Here is a 20,972-nt window from a genome sequence, read left to right on the forward strand (position 1 = left end):
CCCGCCGTAGTCTGAGGCATGGCCAGGATCAACGACGTGGGCGGCACCGAGGGCTTCGGGGCCGTCGACATCACCGAGGACCCCGAGCCCTTCCACGCGGACTGGGAGGCGCGGGTCATGGGCCTCGTCAACGCCCTGGGCGCCAAGGGGATCTTCAACACCAACGAGTTCCGGGACGCGATCGAGTCCATGCCACCGCGGGAGTACCTGTCGACCTCGTACTACGAGCGCTGGTTCCACGCCGTGTGCGTGCTGCTGGAGCGCAAGGGCGTCCTGGCACCGGGTGAGCTCGATGAACCGGGTGAGCTCGATGGCTGAGGACCGCTTCCCGCCCGGCACCCGCGTGCGCACCTTCCGTCACGACCCGCCCCACCACACCCGGCTGCCGCGGTACGCGCGCGGCAAGCGGGGTGTCGTCGTCGAGCCGGAGGGACCGGCCGAGCTGGCCGACGTCAGCGCGCGGGGCGACGGGCACGCGCCGGTCGAGCAGATCTACGCCGTCCGCTTCGACGCCCGCGACCTGTGGGGCGAGGGCGACCACCACGTCGTACTGGACCTGTGGGAAAGCTATCTGGAGGAGGACCGGGCCGATGAGCGGTGACCACTCCGACGCGACGATCGCCCAGCGCGTACGGCGGCTGGAGACGCTGCTGGAGGAGAAGGGCGTGCTCTCCGGCGCGCAGCTGGACGAGACCATCGACGCGTATCTGTCGGGTGCCTCCCCGGCGAACGGCGCCCGCGTGGTGGCCCGCGCCTGGACCGACCCGGACTACCGGTCCCGGCTCCTCGCGGACGGCACGGCCGCCGTGCGCGAACTGGGCTTCATGGAGGGCTCGTACCAGCGGCTGAGGGTCGTCGAGAACACCCCCGGCACGCACAACGTCATCGTCTGCACCCTCTGCTCCTGCTACCCGCTGCGGCTGCTCGGACCGTCCCCCAGCTGGTACAAGTCCGAGGCCTACCGCTCCCGCGTGGTCCGCGAACCCCGCGCGGTGCTCGCGGAGTTCGGCCTCGACCTGCCCGCCGGAACCGAGATCACCGTCTGGGACTCCAGCGCGGAGACCCGCTACATGGTGCTGCCGCGCCGGCCGGAGGGGACGGAGGGGCTGGGGGAGGAGCAGCTGGCGGCGCTGGTGACCCGCAACGCGCTGATCGGTACGGCCGCCGTCTGACTCACCCCTCCTCCTCCGTGCCCTCCGGGGTCGCCCGGGCGGTGGGCACCGGCTCGTCCGGCGGCTCACCGAGGCCCGCCAACGCCGACCGCGCCACCGGGACGTCCAGCGGCGAGAAGTACGGGTTGATCCGCAGCGCCTCCGTCAGATCCAGCCGTGCCGCCCCGTCCTGCCTCAGCGCCCGCTCGATCATGCCCCGGTGGTACGAGTACAGCGCGCTGCGCACCCCACCGCCGTGCGCCTTGTCCGTCGCCACCGTCGCGTACCGCAGCGCCCCCTTGTCGTCACCGGCCCGGTGCAGCGCCCAGCCCAGCGCGTCGGCCACCGCGATCCCGGGCTGCCGCGCGTACTCGGCCCGCAGCCGCCGTACGGCCGTCGCCGGGTCCCCGTGGTCGGTCTCCGTCACCCCGAGCACCAGCTCGTCGTCCACACCCCCCGACCGGTCCTCGCGCACCAGCGCCCGCACCTGGTCGTACTCCACCCGGGCCGCCTGCCCAAGACCCAGCGACTCGTACAACTCGCCCAGTTCCAGGGCGTACTGGGGGCACGGCTGCTTCTCCAGCGCCACCTGGTACGCGCTCAGCGCCTCCGTCGTTCTGCCCATCGCCGCCAGTGTCCGCCCCTGCCCGGCCTGTGCGGCCCGCTGGTCCGGGTCGACCCGGACGGCCTCCTGGAAGTGCCGCAGCGCGTCCTTGAGGTCACCCCGCTCGAAGGCCAGCTGCCCGGTCCGCTCCAGCCACTGCGCATGCTCGGCGGGGGAGCCGGCCGCGGCCGCCGCGTCGGTGAGGGCGGCCGCCGCGTCCTCGCGCCAGCCCCGGTCGCGGTAGACCGCCGCCGCCCGCGCCTGCACGGCCGGCCCCGTCCGCAGCTCCAGCAGCCGGTCCAGGGTCTTCTTCGTCGCCTTGTAGTCGCCGAGCCCGGTGTAGGCGTCGATCAGCAGCGGGTACGTCGTCCAGCGCTTCGGCGCCAGCTTCAGCGCCGCCTCGCCCCACATCCGCGCGGACAGGAAGTCGTGCCGGGCGTTGGCCAGCGCGGCCATCCCGTCCAGCGCCTCGGCGTTCCCGCTCGGCCGCACCCGCAGCGAGGTCTCCAGCGCCTGCTCCGCCCGCGGATAGTCGGCCGCGTCCGCCGTCCGCCGTCCCCGCTCCACATAGGCGCTCCCCAGCACCGCCCACGACACCGCGTCCGCCGGCCGGGCGCGTACCCGCGCCTGTCGCGTCTCGATCAGCGCCGCCAGCTCGGGAAGACCGGCCGCAACGCCCGTGGTGACGGCGGTGAGCGCCTGGGCCCCGGGCGCCGGTGCGACGGGCCGGTGGGCGGCCGGCCGCTCCCAGGGCCACAGCGCCAGCGCCCCGCCGAGCACGGCACACCCGGCGACGGCGGCGATCAGAGCGCGGCGTCCGGCCCTTGGCCGCCGGCCCTCCTCTTGCGTCTCCATGGCGCTCACTGTGCGTCAGTACGACGAGCACATCCCGGCATGCCTCCAGTGCCGTGGACGGGGTTCACACCGATGGCCCCGGGTGCGACGCTGTGATCATGAGCCGTATCGAAGCGCCCTCCGACGCAGCCACGGGAAACCTCGTCGACCGGCTCCTGACCGGTCTGCCCGCCGAGGCCGTCCTGACCGACCCCGACATCACGGCGTCCTACGCCAACGACATGGCCAGCTTCTGCCCGGCCGGCACCCCCGCGGTGGTAGTCCTGCCGCGCACCGCCGAGCAGGTCCAGCACGTCATGCGCATCGCCACCGAACTACACGTGCCGGTCGTCCCGCAGGGAGCCCGCACGGGCCTGTCCGGCGGCGCCAACGCCTCCGAGGGCTGCATCGTCCTGTCCCTGACCAGGATGGACCGCATCCTCGAGATCAACCCCGTCGACCGGATCGCCGTCGTCGAGCCGGGGGTCGTCAACGCGGCCCTGTCCCGCGCGGTCGGCGAACACGGCCTCTACTACCCGCCGGACCCCTCCAGCTGGGAGATGTGCACGATCGGCGGCAACATCGGCACCGCGTCCGGCGGCCTGTGCTGCGTGAAGTACGGGGTCACCGCCGAGTACGTCCTCGGCCTGGACGTCGTCCTCGCCGACGGCCGCCTGATGTCCACCGGCCGCCGCACCGCCAAGGGCGTCGCCGGCTACGACCTCACCCGGCTGTTCGTCGGCTCGGAGGGCTCGCTCGGCATCGTCGTCAAGGCCGTCCTGGCGCTGCGCCCCCAGCCGCCGCGGCAGCTCGTGCTGGCCGCCGAGTTCGCCTCCGCGGCCGCCGCCTGCGACGCCGTCTGCCGGATCATGGCCGGCGGCCACGTCCCCTCGCTCCTCGAACTGATGGACCGTACGACCGTCAAGGCGGTCAACGACCTGGCGCACATGGGTCTGCCGGAGACCACCGAGGCCCTCCTCCTGGCCGCCTTCGACACCCCCGACCCGGCCGCCGACCTCGCCGCCCTCGGCGCCCTGTGCGAGGCCGCCGGCGCCACCCAGGTCGTCCCCGCCGACGACGTCGCCGAGTCCGAACTCCTCCTGCAGGCCCGGCGGCTCTCGTTGACCGCGCTGGAGGCGGTCGCCGGCACCACGATGATCGACGACGTGTGCGTGCCCCGCTCCCGGCTCGGCGAGATGCTGGAGGGCGTCGAGCGGATCGCCGAGAAGTACGACCTGACCATCGGCGTCGTCGCGCACGCCGGCGACGGTAACACGCACCCCACCGTCTGCTTCGACGCGGCCGACCCCGACGCCTCCCGGCGCGCCCGTGAGTCCTTCGACGAGATCATGGGCCTCGGTCTCAGGCTCGGCGGCACGATCACCGGCGAGCACGGCGTGGGCGTACTGAAGAAGGAGTGGCTGGCGCGCGAGATCGGCCCGGTCGGCGTGGAGATGCAGCGGCAGATCAAGCAGGTCTTCGACCCGCTGGGCATCCTCAACCCCGGCAAGCTGTTCTGACCCGCGCGCGGGTGCCCTCATTGGGCGAGCAACTGGTCGAGCGCCTCGTCGATCCCCAGCTGCTCGCCCTCGGTCCCCGGCGGCACCGCGCGCAGCGTCCGCTCCAGCCAGGCGGACACCTGCGCGGCCGGTCCCTCCAGCAGGGCGTCCCCGTCCGGCGAACTCAGCGCCATCAGCACGACGCTGCGGCCCTCCGTCTTCGTCGGCCACACCCGCACGTCCCCGTGCCCGGACGGCCGGAACACCCCCTCCACCAGCAGATCGCGGGAGAACGTCCAGTGCACGGGGTGCTCGGAGTTGGTGTGGAAGGCGACATGGACGGCGTACGGGTCGTCGGTGCGGTAGCTCAGCCGCGCCGGGACCGGGATGCTGCGCTCCGGTGACAGGACCAGTCTCAGCTCCAGCTCTCGTTCCACCACGGTGTAGTGCATGGCGTGCGGTTCCTCTCTCGGGCAGGTGTACGGGGCCCTGCGGTGGGCCCGTACCGGTGGAGAGCCGGAAGGGGGCGCGGGCATTACGCGGGTTGCGAGAACTTTTCTCCGAACATGTGGAGCGGGTGCGCGAGGTTGCCCGGAAAGGGGTGGGTAGTACGGGACTGGCGGTGAGGGTTGCGTCGGTCTGATAGATGTGGAGCCCCCCAAACCCACCCCCGAGCAGATACGGGACGACGGACATGAGCGCCCCAACCCCGGCCCCCGGTGACGACAGGCCCCGCGAGGGCTACTACCCGGACCCGTCCATCCCCGGCTACGTCAGGTACTGGAACGGCGCCTCCTGGGTACCGGGCACCAGCCGCCCGGCGCCGACGGCCGGCGAGCCCCTGTCCCCGCCCGCCGGCTCTGCTCCCTCCCCGTCCGTGGAGGAAACCGGCCCCCACTTCTTCGACGAGGACCCCGAACCGTCCCCCTCCGACCTCCCCCACGGCAGCCGCCCCGGCCCGGCCCCGGCCTGGGGCGCCGACCGCGCCCACCAGTCCGGCTTCGGCGACGACCGCCGCGTCTCCTGGGGCGCCGACCCCCGCGTCCCCCACCCGACGGGCGACGCCACCAGCACGGACGGCACGGCGACGATCCCCCCGACGGACGAGGCGGCCTCGGACGTCCGCTCCGACGGCACGTTCGTCTTCCGCCGGCCCGCGGCCGGCGGGGGAGGAGCGGGAGTTCAGGGCGGCCCGGGTGCCGGAGGCTCGACGGGTTCGGGCGCCGGTGGTTCCACCCCCGGCATCCCCCACCCCGCCGGCCCCCGTTCCGACGAGGGCACCATGACGTTCCGCGCCGTCTCCCCGCGCACGGGGCAGCAGGGAGGGGCGCAGGCGGGGGGCACGGGGGCGCCCGACGGCAGCCCGGGCGGATCCGGCGCCGGGGCGCGGTCCGTGCCCGGCGCTGAGGGCGCCGTGGGTCCCGGGGGCCATGGCGCCGGTTTCGGGGCGCCCGGCCTCGCCGGAGGCCCCGGTGCCTCCGGGGGGCCCGCGTTCGGGCCGTCGTCCTCGGCCGCCGCGGCCGCTCCCGCCGTACCCGCCCCATCCAGCGGCCCCGGGTTCGGTGCGGGCAAGGCCGCTGCCGAGCGGGCCGCGGCCGCCGCCCCGACCGCCCTCTCCGGCCCCCAGCAGCCCGCTCCCGCGGTCCCGCAGCAGCCGGGTGCCGCCCAGCCCGCGCCCGTCGGCCAGCCCGGAGCCGACCAGTCCGCCCCGGCCGCCCCCATGACCAGCGGTCCCGGCGGGGGGCAGCCCTCCTGGGCGCAGCAAGTGCATCGGCTGGCCGGGGGATCCGAGGGCGAGCAGCCCGTCGTGCCCTGGAAGCCCCCGGTCGAGGACGTGTTCCAGGCCGCCGCCCGGCGTCAGTCGGCCGCGCGGCCCGCCCCGCTCGGCAAGCGGCTGATCGCGCGGATCGTCGACAACCTCGTCATCGGCGCCGTCACCGCCGTCGCCGCCGTCCCCCTCGGCACGAAGGCGATCGACCACGTCAACGACAAGATCGACGCGGCCAAGCTCAGCGGCCGGACCGTCACCGTCTGGCTCCTGGACGGCACGACCTCCGTCTACCTCGGCATCGTCCTCGCCGTCCTGCTCGTCTTCGGCGTCCTCTACGAGGCCCTGCCCACCGCCCGCTGGGGCCGCACCCTCGGCAAGCGGCTGCTCGGCCTGGAGGTCCGCGACATCGAGGCGCACGAGCCGCCCGCCTTCGGTGCCGCCCTGCGCCGCTGGCTCGTCTACAGCGTCCCCGGCGTCCTCGCCATCGGTGTCGTCGGCGTCCTGTGGTGCCTGTTCGACCGCCCCTGGCACCAGTGCTGGCACGACAAGGCTGCCCGTACGTTCGTCGCCGGATGACCGACTACGCCGTACGGCGCAGCTGATTTCGTACTCCGGACGGCCGTCCGCCGGATGCAAAGCCGCGGGGTTCGCGGTCCACTCGGGCCATGAGCAGCGAACCCCCCGGCTCCGGCGCCCAGCCGCCGGACGACGACCCGTTCAGGAAGCAGCCCCCGCCCGGAGCGCCCGGAACGCCGGGAGCGGGCTCGGGCTCGCCCTACGACTCCCCACAGCCGCCGCCGTACGGCCAGCCGCCGCCGCAAGGCCAACAACCCCCGCCCTACGGCCAGCAGCCACCCCCGTACGGTCAGCCGCCCTACAGCGGTGGCGCCCCCCACGGCGGCGACCCCCTCGCCGGCATGCCCCCGCTCGCCGACAGCGGCAAGCGCACGCTCGCGCGGATCATCGACCTGATCCTCGTCGGCATCGTCGTCTGGCTGGTCACCTGGCCGATCCACGCGTACACGGTGACCGGTGACAAGGTCGAGTACGGCAAGTCCTTCGCGCAGTCCCTGGTCGCGGCCGTCCTCTACATCGGCTACGACACCGTCATGATCAGCAAGTCGGGCCAGACGCTCGGCAAGAAGTGGCTCAACATGCGGGTCGCGAACCTCGACAACGGCGCCACACCGTCCGTCCAGAGCAACCTGGCCCGCGCCGCCGTGCTGTGGATCCCGTTCGCGTTCTGCTGCGCGTGCATCTGGACCGCGATCTCGGGCGGCTGGAGCTACTTCGACCGGCCCTACAAGCAGGGCCTGCACGACAAGGCGGCGAAGACGGTGGTGGTCAGCACCAACTGAGGCCCGAAGGCGGCCGGCTGAGGCACCATGGCCGCCGTGGGCCGACCGCCGTACGCCGAACCGCCGCAGGTCTAACGGCCGTACGTCACACCGACGTCGAGGAGCCCGTCGCCGCCACCGGCACGGGCTCTTCGGTCTGTTCGGCGTGTTCGGCCGCAGGCCGGTGCGCGGCGACGACCCGGGACCTGGGCAGCGGCACCGTCATGGCGACCAGCAGCCCGAGCGCGAGCGCGGCCGCGGCGATGATGGCGATCCCCACGCCCGAACTCGTCTGTGACAGCAGCAGCATGGCGAGCGTCGAGAAGATCACGGTGCAGGATCCGTAGGCGAGCTGTGCGGCAGTCGGACGAGGCATGGCAATCGTGTCCTCGGAAGTGGGGGTCCACGGGAGTGTCGGCCTGGCTTTCCGCCGGTTCTGGGGCGTGCCGCCAATCGACTCTAATCGCGTGTGTGCCCGAGCGGAACGAACAGTAAGCGTGACCTAACCGACACGGCCGGTGCACGGGGGGCGCACGGAGTCATACCGTCCACCACGTGGACAAACTCGCGCGCCCGTTCGACCAGTAGGCAGGTGTGCGCTCGAGGATCGCCACAGTGTCCACGGTGTCCGGTAAGCGGACTTTGGCTTCCGCATAGTGCAATTGATATGCGCAAGTCAAGCCTGTTTTTTCTTAACAACTTCTAGTCGAATTGCGTCACTTCACTTACCACCTTGACCACGAGGAACTCAAGTGACGCATAGAGCCTGGACGTTCAGGACGGCAGCGGTCGGAGTCGCGCTGGCCGCGGCCACCGCCACGTTCTCGACGTTCGCAGTGGCGCAGGCCGCCGACAGCGCCAAGTCCGCCACCGTGGACCGCCATGACCCGGCGGCGGTCGGCAGCATGAAGGAGCACGACCTCGACGGTCCGCTCTCCAAGACCCAGGATGCCCAGCGCAGGGAGGCGCTCGACCAGGTCATATCCGGCAGGAGCCAAGTCAAGGACCGCGACGGTTCGCGGGTCGTCCAGCTCAGGAGCAAGAAGGGCGACAGCAAGTACGTCGAGCTCGGCCGGGAGAAGACCGACCGGATCTTCACCATCCTGGTGGAGTTCGGGGACCAGAGCGATCCTCGCTACGGCGGCACGGCCGGCCCGCTGCACAACCGGATCGCCCAGCCGGACCGCACCAAGGACAACTCCACGGCCTGGCAGGCGGACTACAACCAGAAGCACTTCCAGGACCTCTACTTCGGCACCGGCAAGAACACCGAGTCGCTGAAGAAGTACTACGAGAAGCAGTCCTCGGGCCGCTACTCGGTCGACGGCGAGGTCACCGACTGGGTCAAGGTCCCCTACAACGAGGCCCGTTACGGCAACAACGCCTGCGGCTCGACGACCTGCTCCAGCGTCTGGAACCTGGTGCGCGACGGCCTGACCGCCTGGGTCGCGGGCCAGAAGGCGGCCGGCAAGTCCGACGCCGACATCAAGGCGGACCTCGCCCAGTACGACCAGTGGGACCGCTACGACTACGACGGCGACGGCGACTTCAACGAGCCCGACGGCTACGTCGACCACTTCCAGATCGTGCACGCCGGCGAGGACGAGTCCGCGGGCGGCGGCGCCCAGGGCACCGACGCCATCTGGGCGCACCGCTGGTACGCCTTCGGCACCGACGCCGGCGCGACGGGCCCCGCGAACAACAAGCTGGGCGGCACCCAGGTCGGCGACACCGGCGTCTGGGTCGGCGACTACACGATGCAGCCGGAGAACGGCGGACTCGGCGTCTACGCCCACGAGTACGGTCACGACCTCGGTCTGCCGGACGAGTACGACACCAACGGCGGCGACAACTCCACCGGTTTCTGGACCCTGATGTCCTCCGGTTCCTGGCTCGGCACCGGCAAGCAGGCCATCGGCGACCTGCCGGGCGACATGAACGCCTGGGACAAGCTGCAGCTGGGCTGGCTCAACTACGACGTCGCCAAGGCGGGCACCAGGTCCGCGCACAAGCTGGGCGTCGCCGAGTACAACACCAAGAACAAGCAGGCCCTGGTGGTCACGCTGCCCGACAAGGCGGTCACCACCGAGATCGTCACCCCGACCCAGGGCTCGACCCAGTGGTGGAGCGGCAGCGGCGACAACCTCAAGAACACGCTCACCCGTGACGTCGACCTGACCGGCAAGAAGTCGGCGGCCCTGACGCTCGACGGCTGGTACGACATCGAGTCCGGCTACGACTACCTCTACACCGAGGTCTCCACCGACGGCGGCGCCAACTGGACCGCCCTGGACGGCACGGTCGACGGCCAGGCCCTCCCGCGCGACGGCAGCGACAAGCCGGCGCTCACCGGCACGGCCGACGCCTACAAGAAGCTCGCCTACCCGCTGGACGCCTACGCCGGCCAGAAGATCCAGCTGCGCTTCCGCTACCAGACCGACGGCGGCGTCGCGCTCAAGGGCTTCGCGGCCGACGAGATCACCGTCACCGCCGACGGCACGGCCGTCTTCTCCGACAACGCCGAGACGGCGGACGCGGGTTGGACCGCGAGCGGCTTCTCCCGCGTCGGCGCGTCCTTCACCAAGGACTACAAGCAGTACTACATCGCGGAGAACCGCCAGTACGTGTCGTACGACAAGACCCTCAAGGTCGGCCCGTACAACTTCGGCTTCTCGACGACCCGTCCGGACTGGGTGGAGCACTACCCGTACCAGAACGGCCTGTTGATCTGGAAGTGGGACACCTCCCAGGCGGACGACAACACCAGCGTCCACCCGGGCACCGGTCTGATCCTGCCGGTCGACTCCCACCCGACGGCGCTGAAGTGGTCCGACGGCACGCTGATGCGCAACCGCATCCAGTCCTACGACTCGCCGTTCAGCCTGTACCCGACGGACGGCATCACGCTGCACAACGCGGACGTGGCGACCAAGATCAAGTGGTCCTTCGGGGTGCCGGTCTTCAACGACCGCACGAACACCTACTACGACGCGTCGAACCCGACCGGCGGTGTCAAGATCACTGACACCAACACCAAGATCAAGATCGTCCGGGAGGCCCTGGACGGCTCGACGATCTCCCTCCGGGTCGGTCCCGCGGCGAAGTAGTCGGTATTTCCGCAGGTCAGAAGCGTATCGGCGGTGACCCCCTGGCGGGTCGCCGCCGATCGTGTTTAGGTGCGTCCTGTGCTGTTCTTATTGACAGTCCCATTCGACGCCGACACTCACGGGGTGTGACCTGCATGGCCGCAGGAGGTTTCTGCAAGCTGCCGACCGGCAGCGTGGTGGTGGCTCTGAACCTGCCCAGACCCACCGCCCACGGCACGGGCTCCGTCCGTGTCCTCGTCCACGCCCGCAACCGGGCGCGCGCCCTGACCAGGCTGCGCAACCTCGGTATGCGCGCGGTCTACCTGCGGGGCAACGCCGCCCCGCCGACCCCGGACGAGATCACCGCCGTCCTGCACCACCCCGACGGGCTGATATGGCGAACGGCCCCGGACAACGGTGTCACCGTGACCGAGCTGTGGCACCCGATCAGGGCCCTGATGCGCAGCCCGGCGGCCTCGGCATGACCCGCCCGGACCACTCCCCGGGATCCCTCCTGTGACCTACGCCACGACCGGCTTCCCGGTGAGTTCCACGCCCGCCTCGCGCAGCTCCTCGACCGCCCGCTCCGTGCTCTCCGCGGCGACCCCGGCGGTCAGGTCCAGCAGCACCTGCGTACGGAACCCCTCCCGCGCGGCGTCCAGCGCGGTGGCGCGCACGCAGTGGTCGGTGGCGATGCCGACCACGTCCACCTCCGCGACCCCGCGCGAGCGCAGCCAGTCGCCGAGCTTCGTCCCGTTCTCGTCGGCGCCCTCGAACCCGCTGTAGGCCGCCGAGTACGCCCCCTTGTCGAAGACGGCGTCGATCGCGCCGGAGGCGACCGCGGGGGCGAAGTTCGGGTGGAAGCCGACGCCTTCCGTGCCGGCAACGCAGTGCGCCGGCCAGGAGTGCACGAAGTCGGGGTTGTCGGCGAAGTGCCCGCCGGGCGCGATGTGGTGGTCCCGGGTGGCCACCACGTGCTGGTATCCGGAGCCGCCCGCCTGTCCGATCAGCTCGGTGACGGCGGCGGCCACCTCGGCACCCCCGGCCACGGCGAGGCTGCCCCCCTCGCAGAAGTCGTTCTGCACGTCTACGACGATCAAGGCGCGGCGCATGGTGGGTGTCCTTCGACTTGTGTGGGTTACGAGCCTAGAGACTCGGGCGGCACTGCGGGAGGGCGCACCGGATTTAGCTACCCGAGCGCCCCTGCGCGTACTCCGTCGGAAGGACGGCCTCTCCGCGTGACAACTGGGTCGCGGACAGCGGCAGATTGGCGAGTGCCGCCACGTGCCGGTCGCGTGCGGCGTCCAGCGGCTCGCGGGCGACCACGTCACCGCCCTTGATCAGCTCCACGATCAGCTGCCGCTCGGCCAGTTCGGCCGGGACGGCGCCCGTGCCGACGACCTCCGCCTCCGCCACCCCGTCCGCGTCGAGGCGCCGCGCGGCCCACTTGCGGCCCCCGACGGACGTCTTGCCGCCGCTGGACTTCTTCGCGACCGGCACCAGCGGCGCCTTCGGGTCGTCGGACTCGGCGCGGGCGACCAGCTTGTAGACCATGGAGGCCGTCGGATGCCCGGACCCGGTCACCAGCTGCGTACCGACGCCGTACGCGTCCACCGGCGCCGCCGCCAGTGAGGCGATGGCGTACTCGTCGAGGTCCGAGGTCACGATGATCTTCGTGCCCCTCGCGCCCAGCTCGTCCAGCTGCTGCCGCACCCGGTGCGCGACCAGCAGCAGGTCGCCGGAGTCGATGCGCACGGCGCCCAGCTCCGGCCCGGCGACCTCGACGGCCAGCCGTACGGCCTCGGTGACGTCGTAGGTGTCCACGAGCAGGGTGGTGCCCCGGCCCAGCGAGTCGACCTGGGCCCGGAAGGCGTCCCGTTCGTGGTCGTGGAGCAGGGTGAAGGCGTGCGCGGAGGTGCCGACGGTGGGGATGTTGTAGCGGAAGCCGGCTGCGAGGTCGGAGGTGGAGGCGAAGCCGCCGACGTAGGCGGCCCGGGAGGCGGCGACGGCGGCCAGCTCGTGGGTGCGGCGGGCGCCCATCTCGATCAGCGGGCGGTCGCCCGCGGCGGAGGACATGCGGGAGGCGGCCGCCGCGATCGCGGAGTCGTGGTTGAGGATGGAGAGGATCACCGTCTCCAGCAGCACGCACTCGGCGAAGGACCCCTCGACGCGCATGATGGGCGACCCGGGGAAGTACACCTCGCCCTCGGGGTAGCCCCAGACGTCGCCGCTGAACCGGTATCCGGCGAGCCACTGAAGGGTCGGCTCGTCGACGATGTTCCGCTCGCGCAGGAAGCCGAGGACGCCCGCGTCGAAGCGGAAGTTCTCCACCGCGTCCAGGACACGCCCGGTGCCCGCGACGACGCCGTAGCGGCGCCCGTCCGGCAGCCGCCGGGTGAAGACCTCGAAGACACTGCGCCGCTCGGCGGTACCGGCCTTCAGCGCGGCCTGCAGCATCGTCAGCTCGTACTGGTCCGTGAAGAGCGCCGTCGAGGGAACGTCCACCGGCAGCCCAAGGTCCGCTGTGTTCATGGCAGGGGATGTTACACCCTTCGCGTCAGTGTGACGATTTGTGCGGCCCGTGGCAGCATGGGCCATGTGACGTCACCCGCTCCCGTAGAGATCGAACGCACCGAGTCGGCGGAGGAGGTCTTCGCCGTACCCGAGCCGGACGTCCCCTGGGTCACGATCGTGCACAACGACCCGGTCAACCTCATGAGCTACGTGACGTACGTCTTCCAGACGTATTTCGGGTACACCAAGGACAAGGCCACCAAGCTCATGCTCGATGTCCACCACAAGGGCCGGGCGGTCGTCTCCAGCGGTACCCGCGAGGAGATGGAACGCGACGTGCAGGCCATGCACGGCTACGGCCTGTGGGCCACCCTCCAGCAGGACCGGAAATGACCCCCTCCCGCGCGCAGCACCGGAAGTAGCGAACCTCCTCCATGCCAGGACACTTCGAACCGCTCCCCGGCGGCGGTGCGGCCGTCGCGCTCGATGACGTCGAGATCTCCATCATCCGGTCGCTCGCCGTCCAGCTGCTGGAACTCATCGGCCCCGGGCCCGGCGAGGACGCGCCCGACGACCCGCTCGCCGAGCTGTTCGCCGAAGGTCCGAGCGAGCCGCCCAAGGACCCGGTGCTCAAGCGGCTCTTCCCGGACGCCTACTCCGACCCCGAGGGCGCCCCGGGACCCCAGGAGGCGCAGGAGGCCCAGGCGTACTCCGCAGAGTTCCGCCGCTACACGGAGAACGACCTGCGCGCCGGCAAGCGCGACAACGCGCTCGCGGTGATCCGCACCCTGGACGCGCTCACCCCGGGCGCCGACGGCGGCGCGGTGCTCAAGCTGTCGCCCGAGCAGTCCCGGCAGTGGCTGGGCTCCCTCAACGACCTGCGCCTGGCGATCGGCTCCCGGCTGGAGATCACCGACGAGGACGACACCGACGTCCTCTACCGGCTCCCGGACGAGGACCCCCGCAAGCCCATGGTGATGGCCTATCTGTGGCTGGGCGGGCTCCAGGAGACCCTCGTGAACACTCTCCTGCCCTGACCCTCCCGGCGACACCTTCACGGCGATATGTGACGGTTCCGTGTTCGCTCAGAGGACGCTCAAATCCGGATAACGATCACGTCACCGTGACTGTCACGAATGCCCGCGTCGCGTCTTCTTTGTCCGCTTCTCCCTGTGGCGTGCGCCACTTCCGCCCCCGGTGATCAATGTTGCGGCCGTGATAAATCTTCACGACCGCCCGGCGAACACCACCCATGTGCGCCGGGTGCGCCACCGAGCCGGCGACCGTCGGCCAGGCACAGCTCCATCGCAATCCGGGGGGATCGAGATCCGGTCCGCGGCCGACGAGAGGCCCGGGCCGGGACATGGAGAAAGGCGCACCACACATGACCTCCGCTCAGGTCGACACCTCGGAGCAGGCCTCCGAAGAGGGGTACGAGCGCGGACTCGGCAGCCGCCAGGTCCAGATGATCGCGATCGGCGGCGCCATCGGCGTCGGCCTCTTCCTGGGAGCCGGGGCGAACATCGCCAAGGCCGGCCCCAGCCTCATCCTGATGTACGCCCTCGCCGGCGCCATCGTCTTCTTCATCATGCGGGCGCTCGGCGAACTGCTCCTGTACCGCCCGGTCTCGGGCTCCTTCGCGGAGTACTCCCGTGAGTTCCTCGGCCCGTTCTTCGGCTACTTCACCGGCTGGACGTACTGGCTGATGTGGGTCGTCACCGGCATGGCCGAGCTGACGGCCGCCGCGATCTACGTCAACTACTGGTTCCCGGCCATCCCCCAGTGGGTGACCGCCCTGGTCTTCCTGGTGATCCTCTTCGGGGTCAACCTGATCTCCGTGAAGCTCTTCGGAGAGCTCGAGTTCTGGTTCTCGATGGTCAAGGTCACCGCGCTGATCGGCATGATCGTGATCGGCCTCGGTGTCCTCACCTTCGGCTTCAGCTCCGCCGGCGACACCGCCGCGGTCTCCAACCTCTGGCAGTTCGACGGCTTCTTCCCCAAGGGCATCGGCTCGTCCCTGATGACCCTGCAGGGCGTCATGTTCGCCTACCTCGCGGTCGAGCTGGTCGGCGTCACGGCCGGCGAGTCCGAGAACCCCGAGAAGACCCTCCCCAAGGCGATCAACACCCTCCCCTGGCGCATCGCCCTCTTCTACGTCGGCGCGCTCACCGTCATCCTCTGCGTCGTGAAGTGGACGGAGTTCGCCCCGGGCGTCTCCCCGTTCGTCGCCGCCTTCGCGAAGATCGGCATCCCGGCCGGCGCCGGCATCGTCAACTTCGTCGTCCTCACCGCGGCCCTGTCGTCCTGCAACTCCGGCATGTACTCCACCGGCCGCATGCTGCGCACCCTGGCCGACAACGGCGAGGCCCCGAGGGGCTTCCAGAAGCTGTCCGCCACCAAGACGCCGGCGCTCGGCATCACCGTCTCGGTCCTGTTCATGGGCATCGGCGTGGTCCTCAACTACGTCGTCCCGGAGAAGGCGTTCGGCTACGTCACCTCGGTGGCCACCGCGGCCGGCATCTGGACCTGGCTGATGATCCTGGTCAGCCACGTCCTCTACCGCCGCGCGGTCGTCGCGGGCCGTCTGCCCGCGTCCTCCTTCCCGGCGCCGGGCGGCGCGGTGTGCAGCTGGATCGCCATCGTGTTCCTGCTCTTCGTCACGGGCCTGATCGCCTACGACGCCGACTCCCGCGTCTGCCTGTACGTGATGGCGGGCTGGGCCGCGGCCCTGGGCGTCGGCTGGGCCGTGCTGAGGACCCGCAACCCCGAGGTCACCCGGCGCCGCGAGCCGGAACTGGAGAAAGTCGGCTGACTGTCCGGCATGTGGCTGTCCGGCATGTGGGCCGCTCCGTACCGTCCCTCGGTACGGAGCGGCCCTCCTGCTTATCCTGGCGAGCATGCTGACCATCACCCAGGCCCTCGTCGACCAGATCGTCGCGCACGCGCGCAAGGACCACCCCGACGAGGCGTGCGGCGTCGTCGCGGGACCGGCCGGCTCGGACCGCCCCGAGCGCTTCATCCCGATGCTGAACGCGGCCATGTCGCCCACGTTCTACGAGTTCGACTCCGGCGATCTGCTGAGGCTCTACCGCGAGATGGACGACCGCGACGAGGAGCCGGTGGTGATCTACCACTCCCACACCGCCACCGAGGCCTACCCCTCCCGCACCGACATCTCCTACGCCAACGAACCCGGCGCCCACTACGTCCTGGTCTCCACCGCGGACACCGACGGTCTCGGCGACTTCCAGTTCCGCTCGTACCGCATCGTGGAAGGCGAGGTCACGGAGGAGGAGGTCACGGTCGTGGAGGCGTACTGATCTCGCAGTTCGGACAGAATTCATCCACCATGCGGGATCACACTCCGGCCCGGCGACCGGGAATCGATACGATGAGCCCATGGTTCTGAACGACGTGAGCATCCAGGCGCCGAGCGTGCTGCTCGTGGCGCGGCTGCACGTCGACCTGTGCAGGCTGAACAGCGCCATCTGTTGACGCTGCCCTGCCGCCGTACGGCCGTGAGCCGCGGCACCCGGAGCACCACCCGCACTTCGCGCCGCCGCGCGCCCACCGATCCGACACCTTCCGACAGGAGCCCGCAACCATGGCCATCGAGGTCCGCATCCCCACCATCCTCCGCACCTACACCGACGGCCAGAAGGCGGTGGAGGGCACCGGGGACACCCTCGCCGAACTCTTCGCCGACCTCGAGACCCGCCACACGGGCATCCAGGCCCGCATCGTGGACGGCGGTGAACTGCGCCGCTTCGTCAACGTCTACCTCAACGACGAGGACGTCCGCTTCCTCGACGGCATCAACACCAAGGTCGCCGACGGCGACAACGTCACGATCCTGCCGGCCGTGGCCGGCGGCATGGCCTGATCCGGATGCGGTACGACTCCCCGCTGGCCGCGGTCGGCAACACCCCCCTGGTGTGCCTGCCGCGGCTGTCGCCGTCCGCCGAGGTCCGCATCTGGGCCAAGCTGGAGGACCGCAACCCGACCGGCTCGGTCAAGGACCGTCCCGCCCTGCACATGATCGAGCAGGCGGAGAAGGACGGCCGCCTCACGCCGGGCTGCACGATCCTCGAGCCGACCAGCGGCAACACCGGCATCTCCCTCGCCATGGCCGCCAAGCTCAAGGGCTACCGCATGGTGTGCGTGATGCCCGAGAACACCTCCCAGGAGCGCCGGGACCTGCTCGGCATGTGGGGCGCCGAGATCATCTCCTCCCCGGCCGCGGGCGGCTCCAACACCGCCGTCCGCGTCGCCAAGGGGCTCTCCGCCGAGCATCCCGACTGGGTGATGCTGTACCAGTACGGCAACCCGGACAACGCCGGCGCCCACTACGCCACCACCGGCCCCGAGATCCTCGCCGACCTCCCCTCCATCACGCACTTCGTGGCCGGCCTCGGCACCACGGGCACCCTGATGGGCGTCGGCCGCTACCTGCGCGAGAACAAGCCCGACGTGCAGATCGTCGCCGCCGAGCCGCGCTACGACGACCTGGTGTACGGCCTGCGCAACCTCGACGAGGGCTTCGTACCCGAGCTGTACGACGCCTCCGTGCTGACCACCCGCTTCTCGGTCGGCTCCGCCGACGCCGTCACCCGTACCCGTGAACTCCTCCAGCAGGAGGGCATCTTCGCGGGCGTCTCCACGGGCGCGGCGCTGCACGCGGCGATCGGTGTCGGACGCAAGGCCCTCAAGGCCGGCGAGTCCGCCGACATCGCGTTCGTCGTGGCGGACGGCGGCTGGAAGTACCTGTCGACCGGCGTCTACACGGCGGCGACGACGGAGGAAGCGATCGAGACGCTGCACGGCCAGCTCTGGGCGTAGTGCCCGGCCGTCCGCCTCACGTCGCCAGGTGACGGACCTGGTCCCACAGGACCGGGTCCACCATCCCCACCCTGCGCCGGAACTCCCACACCGGCACCTCGCGCAACTCGGCGGTCTCCAGGAAGCTGGCCCGCCCACGGGAATCGTCGACGGCACCCGGCGGCAGCGGGATCACCCCGGCCCGCTCGTCGCGGTACCTGCTGGTGATCTTCGCGACGGTCACCCGCTCGCCGTGCACCACCAGCACCAGACAGGGCCGGTCCTTGCGGCCCGGCCCGTCCTCGAACGGCACGTTCGCCCACCAGATCTCCGCCGGCCGCGGCCGTGCGTCCTTCCGCCCGCCCGGCCGTCCCGGCGGCCGGGACCGCCGTCCCGAGGGCCGCCGCCCCCGCCCCCATCCGTCGACGAGCGTGGCGACCAGCGCGAGCAGTACGACCGCGGCGAGCGCCAGCCACCATGACGTGTCCATACGAAGACGTTACCGGGGCGCGCGTCGCGTCGCGCGCCCTCTCTCGCGCCTCACCCGCCCCGCTTCCAGCCGAACCGGTGACACCACAGGTGAGTTCGCCCACAACAGCCCCTGGTGGAGGAGCGACGAGGGGTTTTGCGCCTTACGCTCGACGGACCGCACGACCCCCGTCTCCTTCCGGAAAAGTCCCGCCAGCGGAGGTTTCTGTTTCATGAAGCTCACCGTCGTCGGCTGCTCGGGGTCGTTCCCGTCCGCGGAATCGGCCTGCTCGAGCTACCTCGTCGAGGCCGACGGCTTCCGGCTGCTTCTCGACATGGGCAACGGTGCCCTAGGCGAGCTGCAGCGCCACTGCGGTCTCTACGACCTCGACGCGATCTTCCTCAGCCATCTGCACGCCGACCACTGCATCGACATGTGCGCGTACTTCGTCGCGCGCTACTACCGCCACGACGGCGGCCGCTGCGACCCGATCCCGGTCTACGGCCCCGAGGGCACCGAACACCGCCTCACCACCGCCTACGCGGACACCCCCACCGCCTCCTCCATGAGCGAGGTCTTCGACTTCCACACGGTCAAGCCGTCCACGTTCGAGATCGGCCCGTTCACGGTGCACACGGAACGCGTGGCCCATCCGGTGGAGGCGTACGGCATCCGCGTCGAGCACGGCGGGCGGGTCCTGACGTACTCCGGCGACACGGGCGTCACCCCCGCCCTGGACGAACTCGCCCGCGACGCCGACCTGTTCCTGTGCGAGGCCGCCTTCACGCACGGCAAGGAGAACATCCCCGACCTGCACCTCAACGGCCGCGAGGCGGGGGAGACGGCGGCCCGCGCCGGCGCCCGCCGCCTGGTCCTCACCCACATCCCCCCGTGGACCGACCCGCAGATCAACGTGGACGACGCCCGCGCGGTCTTCGACGGCCCGGTCGACCTGGCGGCCCCGAGACTGTCGTACGAGATCTGACCCCACGGCACGACTCCCACGGCACGACGAAGGCCCCGGCACCTCCTCGGTGCCGGGGCCTTCGCGCGGGTGGTGCCGGTTCTCACGCCGTGGTGAGCTCCTCGACCTCCTCCTCGGGCTCGCGGCCCGGGGTGGGGAGGTTCCACTTGGTGATGGCGAAGCGGAAGACGAAGTAGTAGATCGCGCCGAAGACCAGACCGATGGGGATGATCAGCCAGGGCTTGGTGGCCAGGCTCCAGTTCAGGCCGTAGTCGATCGCGCCGGCCGAGAAGGTGAAGCCGGCGTGCACGCCGAGCGCCCAGGTGACCGCCATGGACAGGGCGGTGAGCACCGCGTGGATGCCGTACAGCACCGGGGCGATGAACATGAACGAGAACTCGATCGGCTCGGTCACACCGGTCACGAAGGAGGTGAGCGCGAGCGAGATCATCATGCCCATCACGGCCTTGCGGCGCTCGGGACGGGCCGAGTGGGCGATCGCGATGGCGGCGGCCGGCAGACCGAACATCATGATCGGGAAGAAGCCCGACATGAACTGACCGGCGGTCGGGTCACCCGCGAAGAACCGGGTGAGGTCGCCGTGTACGACGGTGCCGGTCGCGTCCTTGAAGTCGCCGATCTGGAACCAGGCCACCGAGTTGACGAACTGGTGCATGCCGATCGGGATCAGGCCACGGTTGATCAGACCGAACAGACCGGCGCCGAAGGCCCCGAGACCGGTGATCCACTCGCCGACGTGCGAGATGCCCTCACCGATGGGCTTCCAGACCAGACCGAAGAAGACGCCCATGGCGGTGCCGACGAACGCCATGATGATCGGCACCAGCCGGCGGCCGTTGAAGAAGCCGAGCCAGTCCACCAGCTTCTTGCGGTGGTAGCGCTGCCACAGCACCGCGGACAGCAGACCCATGATGATGCCGCCGAGCACACCGGGGTTGTTGTAGGTCGCGGGTATGTCCGCGCCCGCCTGGATCTTCGCCGCGGTGACCGGGAACGCCTTGAGGACGTTGCTGTAGACCAGGAAGCCGACGAGCGCCGCGAGGGCCGTCGAGCCGTCCGACTTCTTCGCGAAGCCGATCGCGACACCGATACAGAACAGCATCGGCAGGTTGTCGAAGATCGCGCCACCCGCCGTGGCGAACACCGCCGTGACCTTGTCGGGCAGGTGCAGCTTGTCGTGGATGTCCTGCTGGCCCAGACGCAGCAGGATGCCCGCCGCCGGCAACACGGCGATCGGGAGCTGCAGGCTGCGACCAACCTTCTGCAGGCCCTGGAACAGGCCTGATCCCCGCTTCTTGGCAGGGGCCGCCGGGGGCGCGGTGGCGGTGCTCATAGACTTCCTCCATCGGGTGGTGGTCTACACCACTCAGTGGTGTAGACCTGTTGTAGCAGATGAAGGTGGCATAAGGAACCCGCGATTCCCGTGACGGTCGGGCTACTTTCCGCTACGCCTTCATGGCGTCCTTCCGGTCCTCCGGGCAGGGGAAATCGCCGTCTCGGCACTCATCAGTTGGCGGCCGCCCCTCAAGTGGTGTAGACCAGTCTCGCGAAGTTGGGCCAACAGTGCGTGAGGAGACCGACATGGCCAGCAAGGCTGAGAAGATCGTCGCCGGACTCGGCGGCATCGACAACATCGAAGAGGTCGAGGGCTGCATCACCCGCCTGCGCACCGAGGTCAACGACGCCTCGCTGGTCGACGAGGCCGCCCTGAAGGCCGCCGGCGCCCACGGCGTCGTCAAGATGGGCACCGCGATCCAGGTCGTGATCGGTACCGACGCCGACCCGATCGCCGCGGAGATCGAAGACATGATGTGACCCGCGCCCGGGCGGACCGGACTTCCACGGGATGCACGGGTTCCTCCTGACGCGGGAGGAGCCCCTTCCGCATGGGCGGATAGGCTCAG

The 20,972-nt window shown here is 70.6% G+C and carries 24 protein-coding genes; 17 read left to right on the forward strand and 7 right to left on the reverse strand.

Annotation, left to right across the window (positions count from 1 at the left end; all coding sequences use genetic code 11):
- Nucleotides 1–18: 18 nt before the first annotated feature.
- From ACWCQ1_RS00490 to nthA, 3 genes are read left to right on the forward strand one after another with little or no spacing between them, the layout of a single operon-like run.
- Complete coding sequence (locus tag ACWCQ1_RS00490) at nucleotides 19–318, forward strand: SH3-like domain-containing protein (protein WP_133046310.1); 300 nt, start codon at nucleotides 19–21, stop codon at nucleotides 316–318.
- Nucleotides 311–601 (forward strand): SH3-like domain-containing protein, encoded by a 291-nt coding sequence (locus ACWCQ1_RS00495; RefSeq protein WP_358593912.1) that lies wholly within the window; start codon nucleotides 311–313, stop codon nucleotides 599–601. Before ACWCQ1_RS00490 ends, ACWCQ1_RS00495 begins: the two co-directional genes overlap by 8 nt.
- The gene (gene nthA / locus ACWCQ1_RS00500) at nucleotides 591–1,172 is read left to right on the forward strand and encodes a nitrile hydratase subunit alpha (protein ID WP_133046312.1); all 582 of its coding nucleotides are present in this window, start codon (nucleotides 591–593) and stop codon (nucleotides 1,170–1,172) included. The genes ACWCQ1_RS00495 and nthA overlap by 11 nt, the downstream gene beginning before the upstream one ends.
- A 1-nt stretch (nucleotide 1,173) precedes the next feature.
- Here nthA and ACWCQ1_RS00505 read toward each other — a convergent pair whose 3' ends face one another.
- Nucleotides 1,174–2,610, reverse strand: a complete 1,437-nt coding sequence (locus ACWCQ1_RS00505; RefSeq protein ID WP_451025511.1) for a tetratricopeptide repeat protein — start codon at nucleotides 2,608–2,610, stop codon at nucleotides 1,174–1,176.
- A 92-nt stretch (nucleotides 2,611–2,702) separates the two neighbouring features.
- Between ACWCQ1_RS00505 and ACWCQ1_RS00510 the strand changes: the two genes are divergently transcribed.
- A complete protein-coding gene (locus ACWCQ1_RS00510) occupies nucleotides 2,703–4,109 on the forward strand; it encodes an FAD-binding oxidoreductase (protein ID WP_358593910.1) in 1,407 nt (468 codons plus the stop codon).
- 17 nt (nucleotides 4,110–4,126) lie between these two features.
- On the opposite strand, the gene ACWCQ1_RS00515 is transcribed toward ACWCQ1_RS00510, so the two are convergent.
- Nucleotides 4,127–4,540 (reverse strand): SsgA family sporulation/cell division regulator, encoded by a 414-nt coding sequence (locus ACWCQ1_RS00515; RefSeq protein ID WP_208784711.1) that lies wholly within the window; start codon nucleotides 4,538–4,540, stop codon nucleotides 4,127–4,129.
- A gap of 242 nt (nucleotides 4,541–4,782) precedes the next feature.
- On the opposite strand from ACWCQ1_RS00515, the gene ACWCQ1_RS00520 reads away from it, so the two are divergent.
- Nucleotides 4,783–6,435, forward strand: coding sequence for an RDD family protein (locus ACWCQ1_RS00520; protein ID WP_358593909.1), 1,653 nt, complete (start codon nucleotides 4,783–4,785; stop codon nucleotides 6,433–6,435).
- A gap of 89 nt (nucleotides 6,436–6,524) precedes the next feature.
- Complete coding sequence (locus tag ACWCQ1_RS00525) at nucleotides 6,525–7,217, forward strand: RDD family protein (protein ID WP_358593908.1); 693 nt, start codon at nucleotides 6,525–6,527, stop codon at nucleotides 7,215–7,217.
- Between the two features lie 85 nt (nucleotides 7,218–7,302).
- Here the strand turns inward: ACWCQ1_RS00525 and ACWCQ1_RS00530 are convergent, their stop codons facing one another.
- Nucleotides 7,303–7,572, reverse strand: coding sequence for a hypothetical protein (locus ACWCQ1_RS00530; protein ID WP_165954977.1), 270 nt, complete (start codon nucleotides 7,570–7,572; stop codon nucleotides 7,303–7,305).
- A 376-nt stretch (nucleotides 7,573–7,948) separates the two neighbouring features.
- Here ACWCQ1_RS00530 and ACWCQ1_RS00535 point away from each other — a divergent pair, with 376 nt between their 5' ends.
- Together ACWCQ1_RS00535 and ACWCQ1_RS00540 are read left to right on the forward strand one after the other, a co-directional pair.
- Complete coding sequence (locus ACWCQ1_RS00535) at nucleotides 7,949–10,303, forward strand: immune inhibitor A domain-containing protein (RefSeq protein WP_451025512.1); 2,355 nt, start codon at nucleotides 7,949–7,951, stop codon at nucleotides 10,301–10,303.
- Between the two features lie 134 nt (nucleotides 10,304–10,437).
- On the forward strand, nucleotides 10,438–10,767 hold the full coding sequence (locus tag ACWCQ1_RS00540; protein WP_133046320.1) for a hypothetical protein: 330 nt from the start codon (nucleotides 10,438–10,440) through the stop codon (nucleotides 10,765–10,767).
- A gap of 36 nt (nucleotides 10,768–10,803) precedes the next feature.
- Here ACWCQ1_RS00540 and ACWCQ1_RS00545 read toward each other — a convergent pair whose 3' ends face one another.
- Complete coding sequence (locus ACWCQ1_RS00545; RefSeq protein WP_133046321.1) at nucleotides 10,804–11,394, reverse strand: isochorismatase family protein; 591 nt, start codon at nucleotides 11,392–11,394, stop codon at nucleotides 10,804–10,806.
- A gap of 73 nt (nucleotides 11,395–11,467) precedes the next feature.
- Nucleotides 11,468–12,814 carry a nicotinate phosphoribosyltransferase gene (locus ACWCQ1_RS00550; protein ID WP_358593905.1) on the reverse strand — a complete coding sequence of 449 codons (1,347 nt, stop codon included), beginning with the start codon at nucleotides 12,812–12,814 and terminating at the stop codon, nucleotides 11,468–11,470.
- A gap of 57 nt (nucleotides 12,815–12,871) precedes the next feature.
- Between ACWCQ1_RS00550 and clpS the strand changes: the two genes are divergently transcribed.
- The 7 genes from clpS (at nucleotide 12,872) to ACWCQ1_RS00585 (ending at nucleotide 17,635) form a co-directional block, all read left to right on the forward strand.
- Nucleotides 12,872–13,189, forward strand: coding sequence for an ATP-dependent Clp protease adapter ClpS (clpS, locus tag ACWCQ1_RS00555; protein ID WP_133046323.1), 318 nt, complete (start codon nucleotides 12,872–12,874; stop codon nucleotides 13,187–13,189).
- 41 nt (nucleotides 13,190–13,230) lie between these two features.
- Nucleotides 13,231–13,833 carry a DUF2017 domain-containing protein gene (locus tag ACWCQ1_RS00560; RefSeq protein WP_133046324.1) on the forward strand — a complete coding sequence of 201 codons (603 nt, stop codon included), beginning with the start codon at nucleotides 13,231–13,233 and terminating at the stop codon, nucleotides 13,831–13,833.
- A gap of 347 nt (nucleotides 13,834–14,180) precedes the next feature.
- Complete coding sequence (locus ACWCQ1_RS00565; RefSeq protein ID WP_358593904.1) at nucleotides 14,181–15,608, forward strand: amino acid permease; 1,428 nt, start codon at nucleotides 14,181–14,183, stop codon at nucleotides 15,606–15,608.
- Between the two features lie 85 nt (nucleotides 15,609–15,693).
- Nucleotides 15,694–16,116, forward strand: a complete 423-nt coding sequence (locus ACWCQ1_RS00570; RefSeq protein ID WP_133046326.1) for a Mov34/MPN/PAD-1 family protein — start codon at nucleotides 15,694–15,696, stop codon at nucleotides 16,114–16,116.
- 79 nt (nucleotides 16,117–16,195) lie between these two features.
- Nucleotides 16,196–16,291: a putative leader peptide gene (locus ACWCQ1_RS00575; protein WP_358593903.1), complete on the forward strand. Its 96-nt coding sequence runs from the start codon at nucleotides 16,196–16,198 to the stop codon at nucleotides 16,289–16,291.
- Nucleotides 16,292–16,400: 109 nt separating this feature from the next.
- Complete coding sequence (locus ACWCQ1_RS00580) at nucleotides 16,401–16,679, forward strand: MoaD/ThiS family protein (RefSeq protein ID WP_133046327.1); 279 nt, start codon at nucleotides 16,401–16,403, stop codon at nucleotides 16,677–16,679.
- 5 nt (nucleotides 16,680–16,684) lie between these two features.
- Nucleotides 16,685–17,635: a PLP-dependent cysteine synthase family protein gene (locus tag ACWCQ1_RS00585; protein WP_358593902.1), complete on the forward strand. Its 951-nt coding sequence runs from the start codon at nucleotides 16,685–16,687 to the stop codon at nucleotides 17,633–17,635.
- A gap of 16 nt (nucleotides 17,636–17,651) precedes the next feature.
- Here ACWCQ1_RS00585 and ACWCQ1_RS00590 read toward each other — a convergent pair whose 3' ends face one another.
- Nucleotides 17,652–18,104: a type II toxin-antitoxin system PemK/MazF family toxin gene (locus ACWCQ1_RS00590; RefSeq protein WP_133046329.1), complete on the reverse strand. Its 453-nt coding sequence runs from the start codon at nucleotides 18,102–18,104 to the stop codon at nucleotides 17,652–17,654.
- Between the two features lie 211 nt (nucleotides 18,105–18,315).
- Between ACWCQ1_RS00590 and ACWCQ1_RS00595 the strand changes: the two genes are divergently transcribed.
- Nucleotides 18,316–19,068, forward strand: coding sequence for an MBL fold metallo-hydrolase (locus tag ACWCQ1_RS00595; protein WP_133046330.1), 753 nt, complete (start codon nucleotides 18,316–18,318; stop codon nucleotides 19,066–19,068).
- An 82-nt stretch (nucleotides 19,069–19,150) separates the two neighbouring features.
- Here the strand turns inward: ACWCQ1_RS00595 and ACWCQ1_RS00600 are convergent, their stop codons facing one another.
- On the reverse strand, nucleotides 19,151–20,401 hold the full coding sequence (locus ACWCQ1_RS00600) for a PTS transporter subunit EIIC (RefSeq protein WP_133046331.1): 1,251 nt from the start codon (nucleotides 20,399–20,401) through the stop codon (nucleotides 19,151–19,153).
- A 248-nt stretch (nucleotides 20,402–20,649) separates the two neighbouring features.
- On the opposite strand from ACWCQ1_RS00600, the gene ACWCQ1_RS00605 reads away from it, so the two are divergent.
- On the forward strand, nucleotides 20,650–20,883 hold the full coding sequence (locus ACWCQ1_RS00605; protein ID WP_109498534.1) for a glucose PTS transporter subunit EIIB: 234 nt from the start codon (nucleotides 20,650–20,652) through the stop codon (nucleotides 20,881–20,883).
- Nucleotides 20,884–20,972 lie beyond the last annotated feature (89 nt).

It is taken from the genome of Streptomyces sp. NPDC002144 (assembly GCF_053593695.1).

Bases quoted from the DNA above. Each gene is read 5' to 3' on its own strand.
- ACWCQ1_RS00490 (WP_133046310.1), top strand. From the start codon at position 19: ATGGCCAGGATCAACGACGTGGGCGGCACCGAGGGCTTCGGGGCCGTC.
- ACWCQ1_RS00495 (WP_358593912.1), top strand. From the start codon at position 311: ATGGCTGAGGACCGCTTCCCGCCCGGCACCCGCGTGCGCACCTTCCGT.
- nthA (WP_133046312.1), top strand. From the start codon at position 591: ATGAGCGGTGACCACTCCGACGCGACGATCGCCCAGCGCGTACGGCGG.
- ACWCQ1_RS00505 (WP_451025511.1), bottom strand. From the start codon at position 2,610: ATGGAGACGCAAGAGGAGGGCCGGCGGCCAAGGGCCGGACGCCGCGCT.
- ACWCQ1_RS00515 (WP_208784711.1), bottom strand. From the start codon at position 4,540: ATGCACTACACCGTGGTGGAACGAGAGCTGGAGCTGAGACTGGTCCTG.
- ACWCQ1_RS00520 (WP_358593909.1), top strand. From the start codon at position 4,783: ATGAGCGCCCCAACCCCGGCCCCCGGTGACGACAGGCCCCGCGAGGGC.
- ACWCQ1_RS00525 (WP_358593908.1), top strand. From the start codon at position 6,525: ATGAGCAGCGAACCCCCCGGCTCCGGCGCCCAGCCGCCGGACGACGAC.
- ACWCQ1_RS00530 (WP_165954977.1), bottom strand. From the start codon at position 7,572: ATGCCTCGTCCGACTGCCGCACAGCTCGCCTACGGATCCTGCACCGTG.
- ACWCQ1_RS00540 (WP_133046320.1), top strand. From the start codon at position 10,438: ATGGCCGCAGGAGGTTTCTGCAAGCTGCCGACCGGCAGCGTGGTGGTG.
- ACWCQ1_RS00545 (WP_133046321.1), bottom strand. From the start codon at position 11,394: ATGCGCCGCGCCTTGATCGTCGTAGACGTGCAGAACGACTTCTGCGAG.
- ACWCQ1_RS00550 (WP_358593905.1), bottom strand. From the start codon at position 12,814: ATGAACACAGCGGACCTTGGGCTGCCGGTGGACGTTCCCTCGACGGCG.
- clpS (WP_133046323.1), top strand. From the start codon at position 12,872: ATGGGCCATGTGACGTCACCCGCTCCCGTAGAGATCGAACGCACCGAG.
- ACWCQ1_RS00560 (WP_133046324.1), top strand. From the start codon at position 13,231: ATGCCAGGACACTTCGAACCGCTCCCCGGCGGCGGTGCGGCCGTCGCG.
- ACWCQ1_RS00565 (WP_358593904.1), top strand. From the start codon at position 14,181: ATGACCTCCGCTCAGGTCGACACCTCGGAGCAGGCCTCCGAAGAGGGG.
- ACWCQ1_RS00570 (WP_133046326.1), top strand. From the start codon at position 15,694: ATGCTGACCATCACCCAGGCCCTCGTCGACCAGATCGTCGCGCACGCG.
- ACWCQ1_RS00575 (WP_358593903.1), top strand. From the start codon at position 16,196: ATGGTTCTGAACGACGTGAGCATCCAGGCGCCGAGCGTGCTGCTCGTG.
- ACWCQ1_RS00580 (WP_133046327.1), top strand. From the start codon at position 16,401: ATGGCCATCGAGGTCCGCATCCCCACCATCCTCCGCACCTACACCGAC.
- ACWCQ1_RS00585 (WP_358593902.1), top strand. From the start codon at position 16,685: ATGCGGTACGACTCCCCGCTGGCCGCGGTCGGCAACACCCCCCTGGTG.
- ACWCQ1_RS00590 (WP_133046329.1), bottom strand. From the start codon at position 18,104: ATGGACACGTCATGGTGGCTGGCGCTCGCCGCGGTCGTACTGCTCGCG.
- ACWCQ1_RS00595 (WP_133046330.1), top strand. From the start codon at position 18,316: ATGAAGCTCACCGTCGTCGGCTGCTCGGGGTCGTTCCCGTCCGCGGAA.
- ACWCQ1_RS00600 (WP_133046331.1), bottom strand. From the start codon at position 20,401: ATGAGCACCGCCACCGCGCCCCCGGCGGCCCCTGCCAAGAAGCGGGGA.
- ACWCQ1_RS00605 (WP_109498534.1), top strand. From the start codon at position 20,650: ATGGCCAGCAAGGCTGAGAAGATCGTCGCCGGACTCGGCGGCATCGAC.